The following is a 13,210-nucleotide window of genomic DNA, read 5'->3' on the forward strand; positions in this document are numbered from 1 at the left end:
ATGAAACCACAGCAGCGAAAGTTTATCGTCGAAGTGAAGCCGTCTCGCCGGCGCTCGGCAGTCCGACCCGCCTCGATATGGGGCGATACCGACTTGAAGGCGTTGGCGCGCGAGGCTGAGAGCCAAGCGCCGCATCTCTTTGAAACGGTCGGTCAAGCCGACGCCGCACCAGCGCCACTGAGCGCCGAGGGCTCTGATCATGATGGCGGCTCAGCCGGCGGTGGTTTGGCAATCGCCGGCCTTACCGGATCGGAAGAAGTCGCCGTTCTGCCGGCTCACTCTGAAGCCGCTTCACGCTCGCAAGTCAACGTAGTTCCTCCGGCCGAGGTGTCTCAGCTTGCGAAACGACCGCGTGCGGCGCGGATAGTGCGCCGTGCACGAAGCAAGATGGTGGCAACGGCCGTACCAGTTGCCGCCGACGCACTCGCTGCGCTCGAAGAAGAAAATCGCAGATTGAAAGAGCTTCTGGCTCGGCGACTTAGGCAGGAAAATGCCTTGCTTTTGCAGATGCTTGAGCGGTTCAGCGCAAACTAGGACGCGTCCGGCTCTGTGTTCTTCCGGGCCCGAGCGACATCTCCCTTCGATATTCAATCCCAGCAGCCTGTCCTTGGCGTTGAAGCGCTTCGCGCCGTAAAGCGCAACCTCCATTCGGTCTTAAGCGGCCTTCGCGTTCGCTACGGCTGGCCCACGTCCGGTTCGTTGCGGCTGGTAGCCGCCAAGGGGGGCTCGGTTCCTTACTTTCTCACGACATATCGATCGCGATCTCAGATGTTTCAACAATGTGTCCATATGGGAAAGCTGCTGGCTGGACCGGGCGCGAACTTGCAGACGTGATGGATTGGCCGGTGGAAGTGCGTCGCATTGTGCTTTGTGAGTTTCGCGCATCATGCCTACGGCGGGGAGATGGCTGACCGTAAAGGGGCAACACGCTCGGAACATCTAGCACATTAGTGCGTTGGAATTTAGAGCAGTCTCAAATGGTCTTTGTTCCGCCCCACATGAATAGCCGAGGCGATGGCACGGCAGAGACTTGCGGACTGATCGCCTCGATTAAAGCTGCACTCGCAACACAGGCAGCGTTTTATACACAGCCTGTTGATTACCACTGAGAACTGAGGCGTTTCCACCGAGAATTGACCCACCTGTTAGGTATGTTTCGGGTCTGTGGTAGTGGTCAAGTTCCTCGGTTTCTCCTTTGTCGTTTTGGGCTCGTGCGCGGAGCTGTTTTTGAAGCGGAAGCTGTTGTTTCCGGTTTCCAGGATGTGGCAGTGGTGCGTGAGCCGGTCCAGCAGCGCCGTAGTCATCTTGGCATCGCCGAAGACGATGGCCCATTCGCTGAAACTGAGGTTTGTCGTGAGGACGGCAATAAGCCTGATCACTGATGACAATTTGGCTTCCCAAGCGGTCGCGCGAAAACTTGGGGGCGCGCTTGAGCGACACGTGGATATCAGTGGCATGCGCTAAGGCGTATACCGGCACGTCCTTGGAGATTCGCCGATTTATATTAGCCGTTCAAGGGAGCGCTCATCTGGTTCGGAATGCTGCCCGCGGTCTGGGACCCGTCGCCTTGCAGTCTCCTCTCAATGACCGTTGCGATCGACACTGCCTATAGCCTAGATGCGCCGGCGGCCTCGCGTGTGGGCTCCGGCATCGCCGGAAGAAGGATTAGGAGGACCACCGATAGAAGGTGGATGGCCGTGGCGACGAATGCGAGGGCCGCGAGTCCGGCTGCGATGATGGGGGCGGCGATGACGGTTCCGAGCGTCGTGATCATGAAGATGAAGAAGACGATCAGCGCCGATCCGCGCGCATTGTTGGCGCCCGAGGCAAGGATGCCGCGATAGAAGCCGATGGGGCCACGAAGGCCCAAGCCGATCGCCATGGGCGTAAACAATAGAGGCAAAATCAGCGTGTTGGTGCCGCCCGTGAGCCCATAGGCGAGCAGCGCAAGGGCACTCAAGGCTGCCATGACGGTGCCGGTCAGGATGACGTTTTCAGCGCCAAAACGTTCGGCGATCCGGGCGGTGAGATTGGCGACGATGATGAACCCGGAAATGTTGATCACCTGCATGATGATGAAGTCGTTGAGCGAGCCGCCCATCGACGCGACGATGACCGTCGGCGCGCCGAAGACGAAGGTGAGAAGCCCGCCGAGCGTCAGGGCCTGGCTGAGCGCGTAGCGCATGAAGATGCGATCGGTAAGCAGTTGCCCATAGCTGCCGCGCATATCGGAGGTCTTTTCCTCCTGGGGCAGCCCGAGCACGAGGATGAGCACCGCGGCGAGCAGTGTCAAAACACCCAACAGCTCGAACGACGATTGCCATCCGAAATGCGAGAGGAGCAGCACGCCGAAGATGGGCGCAAGCGCCGGCACCAGCGATTCCACGCTGCCAAGGAACCCGATTGCGCGCACCGCCGCCTTGTCGGTGAACAGCTGGCGGATCAACCCCGGGCCAAAGACAGGAGCTGCCGCAGACGCCACACCCTGAATGAACCTCAGCGCGATCAGTGCCGTGATGTCCGGCGAGAAGGCGCAGGCGAGCGAGGCGGCCGCAAATGCGCCAAGCGAAGACAAGAGCAGCGCCTTGCGCGAAAAATGATCCGCCAAGCGCCCATAGAGAAGCAGGCCGAGACCGCCACCGCCGACATAGGCGGCAAGCACCAGCTGCGCGGTCGCCCTGTCGGTGCCGAAGATTTCAGGCAATTGCGGGACAGCCGGCAAGATGAGGTCCGTCCCTGCCAGCGACAACGTTGCGCAGAGGATGAGAAGGGAAAACGTGATGGCGCGACGCGAATTTGTCATTGTCTGGGGTGCTCTTGGCCGTTTGATCGTGACCGATGGGATCTGGAGTGCAGGTGCCCTGCCCGCCGGGTTTTGCGGGACGGTGGTTCAGGGCAACTCGTGGTCGCTTCAGGCTAACAAGGGCTGCACAGCTTGGACAACGAATGAAATATTCGCGTCTCAGACAGGACCGACGCTGGTTACGAGGCGACCGACGCGCCCGTCGGAAATCCCTACTCGTTCCCATCGGATGATGCTTGGGGGGATCGGCATATCGGGGTCGTCGCTGCCATCGGTCGTGAACTGTATGGCGCCCGACCAGACTTCTTCAAACCAGCCGAGTCCCTGCAGTTGAAGCTCTCTCTCGATGATTTCCGCCGTCGCGTATCGCCAGAGCGAGACGCCGAAGAAGGACGCCGCGGAGATCCGCCACTGGGCTTGTCTCGCCGGTGACGCGCTCAAAAGCGCATGCGTATCGTCGCAAACAAGATGAACCGGAAACGGCGCTGTTTCGATGAGCCGCCGCAAGGTCAGGTCCATCCCGACGCTCTCGTGCCGCTCCAGTAGCCTTTCGACCCGAGTCCGGGCCTTTGCCGAAGGCTCATGCCGGCCCGCTTCCCACCGCGACAGCAGACCCTGCGACACGCCAAGATCCGCCGCCAGCGTCTCCTGCTTGATCTGCTTCAGCCTGCGGAAGCGTCGAAGCCGGCATCCGAGCGGCAAAGCGCAAATCTTCAGATCGAGCTCCATATCTTCCTCGCGACAATGGCCCCCTCGCCTCTCGAATAGCAAGGACGCTTGGTCAGATGTCAACAGCGACCTGAGGCTCTGAAGGACAGAGAGCTGACTTAACGGGAAGGACGGGGTGCCAACGGGGTCTCCAGGGGGGGAAGCTGGATCTCGATCGATTTTCTTGGCGGCCCGGAGATGTTCGGCGCCACTACGGCTGAAGATCAGGCGATGCTTCGTACTGGGCAAATCGCCTGATCGGCCGTCATCTGCTGTCAGGGCTCAGACAGCTCCCGTCAGCGCTGCTTCAGCGCGGTGCAACCGCGCCCGCATAAAAACCGCCGTCGCCACCGTAGTAATCCTGTCTGACGCTGCTCGCACCGCCGCCGGTCTGGGAGCATCCGGCAAGCGCGGAGAGTACGAGCAAGACTGTGGCGATACGCATTGGGTTTGATCCTTTCTTGGTTGTCACACACATAGTCACAGGTAAACGCCCGGACAACCCGGCGACGACACGACTTTCAACCAAACCCTGTATCCGAACGATCACGATATCGAGACAAAGGCGCACATTCTGACTCTCAGCGCACCCTACTTCTTAACTGCCAATATTTACGAGAGAAGTGGCCGCAGCCGCCACGACGAAGACCGAAGCGCTCGCTAAATTGGATCGGCTGGCATGTAAGACGCTGGTTGCCCTGGACGCCGAGGGGCGCCCAAGGCGCTGGCCAAGCGGTTGCAATCGTCGCGCGTCGTCGGGCTCAACTGACGACCGACACCGCCAATACTACCTGATGTCACGGACAGCGATAGCGTTGCGCGCCTGATCAGACGCGCAACCGAATACGACTTAAGAAGAGATGCAGATGGCCGCCCGCTTCGTCGCGCTCAGGCCGCTTCGAGAGCGTCGTTAGCTGACCCTTTGTTCTGGATCAGCGTGCGCGCGACGATATCGTGGTTGAGCCACAGAACAGGAGCCGATGGCGCCGAGCTCTCACCAAAGATGAGCTGCCCAACAGCCTCGACGACCAGACGGCTCAGGAGATCGGAGATCAGCGTCTTGCCATCCCTGTGCATCGCCGTGATCTCGCTCGAGGTCCCGATCGTCAGGTCGGACTGACCCGGGTTGTTGGGCATCGGCCAGGACGAAAAGTCGTAGAACGGCCGCATCACTTCGCTCGTCTGCATATCGGAAATCTTCTGCAAGACGTCCTCGACGGTGAAGCCATCTGCCAGGAGATCCTGGCAGGCCTGCCATTGCTTGGCGACCCATTCGCCCCCGCCCTCTTTTTTCAGCGCGAGCAGAAGCGGAATGAGGGGCAACTCGATACCGGCAAACACGTCGGACGAATTGGTGCGGATTTCAGGGCAATTGTAGACCGTCGCCTTGATGCCGTTGTTCCAGGCATCCTCGGCGATGCGCTCAAGGCGCATCTTGGCGTAGCCTTGGGTGTAGTTGGTGTAGGTCTGCCAGCGATACTCGTTGGCGACGAGAATACCCGTGCCGTGATAGCCGAATGCCGAATAACGCACCTGGCCTCCGGAAGCCTCGATGCGCGCCCGGATGGCTGCACTCAGGTCGATTAGGTGTCGGAACGTGTTGGCCGATACTTCGTCGAAATTCTGCAGGATGAGCTTGCCCAAATCGCTGTCGAGGAGCGTTTGCGACGACATGTGCCGCGCGCCACGTCCCTTGTAGACGCGATTGGCGATGACCATGAACACCTTGGCCTTCGGGATGCCGCCGGCCATGGTATGTGCGAAGAAGACATTCTTGCCATCAGCGATCATGCCGTCGAGGACACTCATGACCTCAGAAAGGGCGTTCTTGAAGCGCTCGACGCCGGCGTCACGGCATTTCTCGATGTGCGACCAGTCGAGCTTCTCGTCTTCCCAGGTCTCGAGCGTCATCTTCGCGAGAAGGTCGGTTGGAGTGGGCTCGCCTTCAGGCGCGTCAAGATCGAAGCCGGCCATGATCGGCACGTTGATGATCTTGCCGCCGAGCCGGGCTTCGGCCGCCGCAAGTTCCTCGGCGTTCAGGGGCCGCAGGACATTGGCTTCGTCTCGTCTGCCAACCGTGATCCCGACAATTTCCATGCCGGCCTTCTTGGCTTGGTCAACCAGATGCGTGGCATAGCCCCGATCGAACAGCTCACCAAACAGAACGAAAACATCGCCTGCACGGAAAATGTTCGTCCGCGGGAAGTGCGTCAGAGGGGTCGGTTTTTTCATATTGCCGGTTCTCACAAGGCTGGGTCGCGGAGCAACCAAAAAAACTACGTGATGAACCACTGCACTGATTGGCGGCAAGTGGGAAGTGACATTAAGTGTCGTTACAATTCAAACCGTGAGCGGAGCGGAACGGCAGCGGCTTCCATTCCAGCCCCTGAGCAGCCTGGAACGATCGATCCTTCCGCCTGGCTTTTCAGCGTTTTGACGCGATTTCTGCCGGGTGATGAGCAGGCTTGGCTTGCCTCAAAAATGCGGCAAGCGGACCAGGTATTCCACCTCGCTTGGCCAAGGCGGCAGGGGCTCAGAGCCGCTAGCGCCACAGATCGTTTTGCCGAACCGCGACCTTGCGGCCGGAGTGATTCTCATCGTGCCGAAGAATTCGACACCCTCGACCCGATCTTGCCCTTGCGCCACCGTGACCAGCTTGCTGTGCGCCGTTGACAGTACGATGGCATTTACGTTCAAGCCGAGATGGAAGGCGGAAGGCCGCCGAAGCGAAGCCGCAACCGGTGAGCAGGTGGTCACACACAGGTGCGACTCTCACTTTCGCCTGACGTCGAGGCCCAATGCTTCGGCGATGACGATCGTCTGGTCGATCGTGATGATGGCGTCCTTGAGGAGGACGTTTTCGGGATCGAAGGCGGTGAGGTCGCTGCCCCTGAGGTCACATGTGGTGAAATCGGCCCCATGCAGCCAGGCGCCGGAGAGATCGACGTCCCTGAGCGAGCGGCCTTTGCAGGAGGCGCCGGTCAGGTCCGCTTCCCGCAGTCGCGTTTCCTTAAAGGATGCCCGGCCGAGTGCGGCACCTGGCAAGCCGGTAAAGGACCAGTCGCCGCCGGTCACCTGCATCTGGTCGAACTCGCAGGCGTCGAACATGCTGCCGACGAACTTGCACTCCTTAAAGCGGCTGTCGAAGAACTTGCAGGAGACGAACGTGCAATTCACGAAGGCGCTCGCCTGGTGTGATGAGGCGTTGAACCGGGCGCGCCGGAAGGTGCATTCGTGAAACACCACGCCGACGGTTTGCGCCTCTGTCAGGTCGAGGTCGACGAACAGCGTGTTGTCGTACCGCTCCCGCTCGATCTGGCGACCATACCAGTCGGCGCTCGCGATCGTGCTGTCGGTCTTGGGCGGCGCTTCGCCGTATCGTCGTTCAGCCATATCCATCCATCTGGGGCCCTGCACGAAGCGAGCCGCCTTTCGTTGCGTCGCCGCCGAGCATTTCGGTCTTAGCCATGTTTGGCAATGCGAAAACGAACGGGAACGGAGTCACCGTGGCGCACAATTTCGGAGGCTGGTTTTGGTTTCGCTCGCCGAGAAAAGGTGGAATGTGCGTTTCCACCTTTTGCTCATTCGCGCCGATTGCGAGGGCGCCACCGATCTAACGCCGGCGGCCGGGCGACGCTATTCCACCAGCCGCACGCCGCCTCCCCCGCCGAAGCCGTTCGGAACGAAATCTTTGCCATCTTCCGCCGGCTTCTTGAAGAAGGCTGTTCCTGACACGTAGAGGTTCAGAACCCTGGTAATCAGCGCGGTGAATTTCGATTCCGAATTGAGGCTGCCGCTGACGTTCCAGTCGATCACGGCATGAGGCAAGTAGATCGCCCCATTATAGAAGCTTCCGGCAGACGTGTTGATGCGGAACTGGACGTTGCTGTCCTTCGCCTGCCGGCCCTGGAACATCAGGATGCCGGCATGCGTGCCGCTGGTCGGTGCCGATACCTGCAGGATCGCCGCGCCGTTCAGAAAGAACGGCGATTGCGCGTCTTCGAAGTAGAAAAGCACATCCTTGCCGACGACCTTGGCCGATGTGTTCAAGGTCAAGGCGCCACGGCGGAACGCGTAGATGCCAGGCTTCAGCGTCAACTCGTCCGTGGAGTTCACGGTCAACCCACCGCAATAGACGCCTGGCTCGAGCGACGACTTGCCCTGGCTGTTGATCGTCTTCAGGCTTTGGGAAGTACAGGGGGCGTTCGGCGATACCGGTTCGGGCATGCCGGCCAGGGGGTCCGGCACGACGGGAGATCCGTCGACAGGCGGCGGCGAAATCAACCGGCCGGAGAGTTTCGACTGGCCGGTGACGGCGATCAGCGGTGCTGCGAACTTCCCCTGGTTTTCGGCGTAGAACGCACGTTGCGAATGAGACGAGTTCACCTGGAAGCCGCATTCGCTGGTGACCGAGTTCGAATTGATAATCTTCAGCGCATCGGCCCTGCTCGGATCGAGGATCAGGATGCAGGCCGAGCTGCCGGATCCTCGGGCGGCTTTTGCGGCGACCGAGATCGGAACCGTCCGGAAGCCGAACATATGCATGATGGCGGTTTCGTAGTCCTCATTGACGGCCACCGCCACCGTGTCACGCTCGACGGTGACCTGATGGTCCCAGCTGGCAGGCTCCTTCAGATCCTGCTTTTCGTTGCTGCTTAGATGGGCGCCGAGAAACCCAGCCGCGATCTCCTGTTCCGAACCGGCGCTTGCTGCTGCTCCTGCAAGTGCCGCGGCATCGGCAGCGCTTTGCATCGCGGCCTTGCGGTTGACCGCGGCTGCGAAATCGATCGCAACGCCAAGGGCGGCAATGAGGGGGATAGCGACAAGCGCTGCCAAGAGGCCGAAGTTCCCGGACCGACATTTCAGCAGGGCCGAGGCGCAACGCCTGATCAGTGGCAGGTTCAGTATGTTCATGGCAGTTTCTTTGCAACTAGATGGAGAGTATCTGCCTCATCGTGCAGGGAGCCTTGCCAATCGTTTAATTTCGAGCCGAGTTAACGGTATGCAGCCTCTCAGGCACGCGTCAGGGCGCTGATACAGGTACGAGGTGAGGGGTTTCGACGAGATTTTGCTCTTTGCGCGTCGTGCGCGGGCAAAATCGGCCATTTGCCGCGATCGTCGGTTCAGAGCGACTTGCGTGTGATTGACGGGCGGCGCGCTCGCGATCCTCACTCACAGGTTGTCGATCTTTTGATATCGGCGCTAAGCACTAACCCCTTTTGCGCATCTGCCTAATCCTTGACTGGACCGTGCGCTGTGCGACGCTTGCGGCTTCATGGTTGTACTGCGTAAGGGGCGGACGATGAAATTCTCAAAAGCAAAGAGGAAACATCCCGGTAAAGCATTCAAAATGGGCGGGGCCGACAGAAGCGTTTATGACGGCTTCGTCGGGGCGGCGCGCGCAGCACCCGGCTTTTCCTATCGGGGACGATGGACCAGCGAAGGGTGTCCCGGCACCTTCGAAACATGGCTCGCGAACAAGGGTGTGATGCCCAAGCAGTAGAGCCTTTCATTCCACGCAATCACGATCTGCCGGCGCCGGCGATGGCGCCGGCCGCACGTGTCACGGCGCGCTGCCCAACGAAGTCATTTTGCCTTCGCTTGGGCTTCGATAGCGTCAGCTTGCGCAGGAGTCGATTGGCCGCAACCAGGGAACGCCGAGAATGCAGCGGCGGCCGGTTTGCGTCGACAGGTTGACATCCTTGTCGGCTTTGAGCACCGGCTTCCGTTGGCCTATGTTGCGGATGGTCTCCGAACTACGTTCCCCGCTCAGGCCTTCCCGCTCTCAATCGCACGGGCCCATCCCGCGGCTCGCTCGGCCGAGGCCGCGAGGACCGGCTTCGGCGCCTTGTACCACTCGTCCTTAGGGATATCGCGTTTCTCGCGGACGAACACGATGGCGCGCTCCAATGTCGGGAATTGGTCAGGCAGCGTCAAATGCAGAAACAGCGACACGACGACGACGGAGCGCGAGCGGCCGCCGCGGCAGTTGACGAGGACGCCGCCACGCTCGCGTCTGGGATAGGACGGCTTTTCGGGCAGGATCTGCTCTAGGGCTGCTCGCAGGATATAGTGTGCGGCCAGCATTTGCGTGTCCGGGTTCCCGTCGCCGTCGATGAGCCCGATCTTGTAATAGCGGATTTCCCCCGGGCCATGGATGCTGTTGCGGTGATCCGAGACGAGCTTTGGCTGGTCGACGAAATTGAAATCCAGATTGACCGCGCAATTGACGACCGTCGTGATCCCACTCTTGCGCAGGAGATCGAGGTCGCTCGCACCTTCCTTCCCGGAAATGAAGATGTCGACGCCATAGGTCGGATGCCTCGGATAGATGAGACTGAGCCTTGGCAATTCGCTGCTGGTCTGGCCGGTAGCGGGGGCGTCTGTGAGATTGTCGAGCATGGTTTCCTCGTGTGCTTTCATGGCGACGGCGCTTTCGCGCTGCGGCCGGCCGAGATTTCGGCGGCGACCCGGTTCAAGGTCGGATAATCGCCGCCGCGGCCATAGGCGACATAGCCCGGGCAAAGGTAGTCGGCGGACCCTTCAGGCACTTTGCCAAGCGACAGCGGCGCATAACGCCCGCCTGCGTTCTTCAGGATTAAAGTCGCTGCTGCCACATCCCAGGCGTTGACACCGAAACCGGCGGCGGCATCGACGAAACCGGCCGCCACATGGGCTATGCTCAAAGCCGCACTTCCGGGACGGCGCACGGTCGAGAAGGTCTCGACCAGATCGCCGAGGCGGGCAAGTGCCTCGTGGCGGCCATCGAGGCGAAAGTCGCGCGAAACCGGGTAGCCGGTGATCAGCGTTGCTCGGCTTTCCTCACCAATGGCTTTCGAGGCAATCACCTTTCCATTGAGATAGGCGCGTTCAAGGTCGCTCGAAAACAGCAGATCGGCCACCGGGTCGTAGACGACCCCGGCCACGACCGATGCGCCTTCGACCGCCGCGATCGATATGCACCAGAAGGCAAGTCCTCGCGCGAAGTTGGCGGTCCCGTCGATCGGATCGACATACCATTGGATCTCGCCCTCGCCGACCTGGCCGCCCTCTTCGCCAAGCATGGCCGAGTTCGGCTCGTGCGCGAAGATGTAGTCGCGGATGCATGCCTCGGCTTGCCTGTCGTAGATCGTCACGACGTCGTGGAGATCGCGCTTGTAGTCGACGGCCATTTCCGAGCGAAAGGCGGCAAGCAAGGGGCCGGCGGCCGAACGGGCCGCCCCTTCGGCGATCGTCATCAGTCGCCGCGAGCGGTCGCGCATTGTGTCTCTATCGCATTGGCTGCGGCTCGTGGCGGGATTGGCGTCGGTCATGCTCTCTTCCTGTTCATAGCGAAACGGCCGGCGCGACCTGTCCTCGTGAGGCCGCGCCGGCCGGGCTTTTACTTGCTGTAGTTCACACGCCAGAAATCCTGCCACTCCTCGCGCCGGTCGAAATCGTCAAGTCCGGTGGCGGCGTCATAGGGAAAGAGGCGATCCGCTACCTCCATGATCCCCGACGGCTCGTCTTCAGGCATCTTGATGTCGACATTGGTCGGCAGCTTGCCGTCCTTCATCTGCGGCGCGATGCCCTCTTCCGTCAGCACATAGTGAATGAAGAGCTTCGCGGCATTCGGGCTCGCCGATTTCGAGGCGATCAGGCCGAGCTTGGTGTAGGTCCAGCCGACCCAGGGGGTAAGTTCCGTGCAGAGCCCGAGCTTGTAGCCCTTGCCTTCGTTGTCGCGAAACTTGGCGGAGCTCAGGAGCCCGAAGAAGGGCTCTTTCTGGCCGGCCGCGCCGACAGCTTCGGCAACCGGATCGTCGCCGTCCGTAACAAGCGGGCCGTTTTGTGCCAGAGCCTTGATCCAGGCGGCCGCCGCACTTTTTTCAGTGGTTTCGAGATCCTTGCCGAAGTGGACCTTGTAAGCCTCCTTCACCTTGGCATCGGCATGCTTTTCCAGCTGGTTGAACCAGTCGGTGTAGGTGCTCTTGGTCAGGGGATCGACGAGTGCGATCTTGCCTTTCCACTTTGCCTCGGTCAGCTCCCAGATGTTGCCGACCGGGCATTTGTCATAGGCCTCGGTGTTGTAGGCCCAGACATTGGCATTGGTCGAAATCGCCAGCGGGTTCTGGAAGGCGGCCGGTATCTTCGACTTCATATCGCCGGGCAGATAGCTCTCGACGAAACCCTGCGGCAGAAGCTGGGCGAGTGCCGCCGGCGCGTCGGTGATCAGGGCGACATCGCCCTGGACGTTGCCGGCCTGGGCTTCACGGATGATCATCTCCAACTGGCTGTTGGCCGAGACTTTGACGCCGGTTGCTTTCACGCCGTATTTGGCGGTGAAGGCCTCGGCCATCTCGACGATCTTGCCGGTGCTGTCATAGACATTGATCGGCTTTTCTTTCTTGGCCGCCTCCACCAGCGCATTGAGATCGAACGCCTCTTCGGCGCTGGCCTCGACGGTGAATGCGGCCGTAAGGGCGGCAAACGCCGCCCCCATGATCAAAACCTTGTTTTTGCTCATGGCTTCCCCTCCCAAGGAGACCGTTTCATATCTTCAGGCGATTACTTCTGGTAGCTGAGCCGCCAGAGGTCCTGCCAGGTCTCGCGTGCGTCCCAGTCGTCGAGGCTCGTTGCCATCTGGTAGGGCATGACCTGATCGAGAACGGCGCCGATGCCCGACGGCTCGTCGGCGGGCAGCGAAACGTCCTTGTTCGTCGACATTTTTCCGTCTTCTGCCTGCGGCGCAATGCCTTCGGCGGTCATCACATAGTGGATGAAGAGCTTCGAGGCATTCGGGCTGTTGGTGCCCTTGGTGATCAACCCGACGCCCGGATACATCCAGCCGAGCCAGGGTTTCAGGTCCTTGCAAAGGCCGAGCTTCATGCCCTTTTCGGCATTGTCGCGGAATTTAGCCGAACTCATCAGCCCCATGAAGGGTTGCGATTGGCCCGGCGCGCCAACGGCATCGGCGGCTGCCGCATCGGCGTCCGTCAGCAAGGGAGCATTGGCGGCGAGCGCCTTGACCCAGGCGGCCGTTGCGCTGCCGTCATCGGTCTCAAGATCCTTGCCGTAGAGCGCCTTGTAGGCGGCGGCTACCTGGGCGTCGCCGTGCTTGGCCATCTGGTTGAACCAGTCGACATAGGACGGCTTGCCAAGCGGATCCTGCATGGCGACCTTGCCCTTCCACTCAGGGCCCGTCAGCTGCCAGATGTTGTTTACGGGGCACTTGTCGAACAGCTCGGTGTTGTAGGCCCAGACGTTGGCGCTGGTAACGACGGTCAGCGGGTCCTGATACTCAGTGGGGATGTTGGCTGCGAGATCCGGCGGCAGCCAGCTTTCGGCAAAGCCCTGCGGGATCAGCTGCGCCATGGCGGCCGGCGCGTCGCTGATGATCGAGACGTCGCCCTGGATGTTGTTGGCGCGGGCCTCGCGAATGATCATCTCCAGCTGGGCCGTCGCCTTGACCTTGGAGCCCTCGGCGCCGACGCCATATTTCTCCGCGAAGGCCTTGGCCATTTCGACGATCTTGCCGGTGCTGTCATAGACGCTGATCGGCGGTTCCTTGCGCGCAGCCTCGATCAGCGCGTTCAGGTCGAACGGCTCTTGCGCCAGCGCCGGCCCAGTGAAGGCGACGACGGTCGTTGCCAGCAGCGCGCGCCTGATTGTCCGGTACGTCCTTTCAGTCCTTAGAAATTCCATCGTCTGTTCCTCCCTCAG

The 13,210-nt window shown here is 60.8% G+C and carries 12 protein-coding genes and 1 pseudogene; 2 read left to right on the top strand and 11 right to left on the bottom strand.

What is annotated here, in order from left to right:
• Positions 1 to 534 (top strand): hypothetical protein, encoded by a 534-nt coding sequence (locus tag IB267_RS16335; protein ID WP_192448550.1) that lies wholly within the window; start codon positions 1 to 3, stop codon positions 532 to 534.
• 611 nt (positions 535 to 1,145) lie between these two features.
• On the opposite strand, the pseudogene IB267_RS16340 reads toward IB267_RS16335, so the two are convergent.
• The 7 genes and pseudogenes from IB267_RS16340 to IB267_RS16370 form a co-directional block, all read right to left on the bottom strand.
• Positions 1,146 to 1,373: pseudogene (locus IB267_RS16340) on the bottom strand (ATP-binding protein); the annotation flags it as partial.
• Positions 1,374 to 1,606: 233 nt separating this feature from the next.
• Entirely contained in the window at positions 1,607 to 2,803 is a 1,197-nt protein-coding gene (locus IB267_RS16345; protein ID WP_192448551.1) for an MFS transporter, read from the bottom strand.
• A 159-nt stretch (positions 2,804 to 2,962) separates the two neighbouring features.
• Positions 2,963 to 3,532 (bottom strand): helix-turn-helix transcriptional regulator, encoded by a 570-nt coding sequence (locus IB267_RS16350; protein ID WP_192448552.1) that lies wholly within the window; start codon positions 3,530 to 3,532, stop codon positions 2,963 to 2,965.
• Positions 3,533 to 3,818: 286 nt separating this feature from the next.
• Complete coding sequence (locus IB267_RS16355) at positions 3,819 to 3,956, bottom strand: hypothetical protein (protein WP_192448553.1); 138 nt, start codon at positions 3,954 to 3,956, stop codon at positions 3,819 to 3,821.
• Between the two features lie 443 nt (positions 3,957 to 4,399).
• A complete protein-coding gene (locus tag IB267_RS16360; protein WP_192448554.1) occupies positions 4,400 to 5,743 on the bottom strand; it encodes a hypothetical protein in 1,344 nt (447 codons plus the stop codon).
• Between the two features lie 540 nt (positions 5,744 to 6,283).
• Positions 6,284 to 6,904 carry a pentapeptide repeat-containing protein gene (locus IB267_RS16365; RefSeq protein WP_192448555.1) on the bottom strand — a complete coding sequence of 207 codons (621 nt, stop codon included), beginning with the start codon at positions 6,902 to 6,904 and terminating at the stop codon, positions 6,284 to 6,286.
• A 243-nt stretch (positions 6,905 to 7,147) separates the two neighbouring features.
• Positions 7,148 to 8,425 carry a pilus assembly protein TadG-related protein gene (locus tag IB267_RS16370; protein ID WP_192448556.1) on the bottom strand — a complete coding sequence of 426 codons (1,278 nt, stop codon included), beginning with the start codon at positions 8,423 to 8,425 and terminating at the stop codon, positions 7,148 to 7,150.
• Between the two features lie 388 nt (positions 8,426 to 8,813).
• Between IB267_RS16370 and IB267_RS16375 the strand changes: the two genes are divergently transcribed.
• Entirely contained in the window at positions 8,814 to 9,014 is a 201-nt protein-coding gene (locus IB267_RS16375) for a hypothetical protein (protein ID WP_192448557.1), read from the top strand.
• Positions 9,015 to 9,280: 266 nt separating this feature from the next.
• On the opposite strand, the gene IB267_RS16380 is transcribed toward IB267_RS16375, so the two are convergent.
• The 4 genes from IB267_RS16380 to IB267_RS16395 form a co-directional block, all read right to left on the bottom strand.
• Positions 9,281 to 9,913, bottom strand: a complete 633-nt coding sequence (locus IB267_RS16380) for a dual specificity protein phosphatase (protein WP_192449241.1) — start codon at positions 9,911 to 9,913, stop codon at positions 9,281 to 9,283.
• Between the two features lie 17 nt (positions 9,914 to 9,930).
• On the bottom strand, positions 9,931 to 10,773 hold the full coding sequence (locus IB267_RS16385) for an inositol monophosphatase family protein (protein WP_246810740.1): 843 nt from the start codon (positions 10,771 to 10,773) through the stop codon (positions 9,931 to 9,933).
• A 119-nt stretch (positions 10,774 to 10,892) separates the two neighbouring features.
• The gene (locus IB267_RS16390; RefSeq protein WP_246810741.1) at positions 10,893 to 11,990 is read right to left on the bottom strand and encodes an ABC transporter substrate-binding protein; all 1,098 of its coding nucleotides are present in this window, start codon (positions 11,988 to 11,990) and stop codon (positions 10,893 to 10,895) included.
• A gap of 65 nt (positions 11,991 to 12,055) precedes the next feature.
• Positions 12,056 to 13,192: an ABC transporter substrate-binding protein gene (locus tag IB267_RS16395; RefSeq protein ID WP_192448560.1), complete on the bottom strand. Its 1,137-nt coding sequence runs from the start codon at positions 13,190 to 13,192 to the stop codon at positions 12,056 to 12,058.
• Between the last annotated feature and the right edge of the window lie 18 nt (positions 13,193 to 13,210).

It is taken from the genome of Ensifer sp. ENS09 (assembly GCF_014852425.1).
GTDB lineage: Bacteria > Pseudomonadota > Alphaproteobacteria > Rhizobiales > Rhizobiaceae > Ensifer.

Excerpts from the sequence above, each read along its gene's own strand:
- IB267_RS16335 (WP_192448550.1), top strand. The coding sequence starts at position 1 with ATGAAACCACAGCAGCGAAAGTTTATCGTCGAAGTGAAGCCGTCTCGC.
- IB267_RS16345 (WP_192448551.1), bottom strand. The coding sequence starts at position 2,803 with ATGACAAATTCGCGTCGCGCCATCACGTTTTCCCTTCTCATCCTCTGC.
- IB267_RS16350 (WP_192448552.1), bottom strand. The coding sequence starts at position 3,532 with ATGGAGCTCGATCTGAAGATTTGCGCTTTGCCGCTCGGATGCCGGCTT.
- IB267_RS16355 (WP_192448553.1), bottom strand. The coding sequence starts at position 3,956 with ATGCGTATCGCCACAGTCTTGCTCGTACTCTCCGCGCTTGCCGGATGC.
- IB267_RS16360 (WP_192448554.1), bottom strand. The coding sequence starts at position 5,743 with ATGAAAAAACCGACCCCTCTGACGCACTTCCCGCGGACGAACATTTTC.
- IB267_RS16365 (WP_192448555.1), bottom strand. The coding sequence starts at position 6,904 with ATGGCTGAACGACGATACGGCGAAGCGCCGCCCAAGACCGACAGCACG.
- IB267_RS16370 (WP_192448556.1), bottom strand. The coding sequence starts at position 8,425 with ATGAACATACTGAACCTGCCACTGATCAGGCGTTGCGCCTCGGCCCTG.
- IB267_RS16375 (WP_192448557.1), top strand. The coding sequence starts at position 8,814 with ATGAAATTCTCAAAAGCAAAGAGGAAACATCCCGGTAAAGCATTCAAA.
- IB267_RS16380 (WP_192449241.1), bottom strand. The coding sequence starts at position 9,913 with ATGCTCGACAATCTCACAGACGCCCCCGCTACCGGCCAGACCAGCAGC.
- IB267_RS16385 (WP_246810740.1), bottom strand. The coding sequence starts at position 10,773 with ATGCGCGACCGCTCGCGGCGACTGATGACGATCGCCGAAGGGGCGGCC.
- IB267_RS16390 (WP_246810741.1), bottom strand. The coding sequence starts at position 11,990 with ATGGGGGCGGCGTTTGCCGCCCTTACGGCCGCATTCACCGTCGAGGCC.
- IB267_RS16395 (WP_192448560.1), bottom strand. The coding sequence starts at position 13,192 with ATGGAATTTCTAAGGACTGAAAGGACGTACCGGACAATCAGGCGCGCG.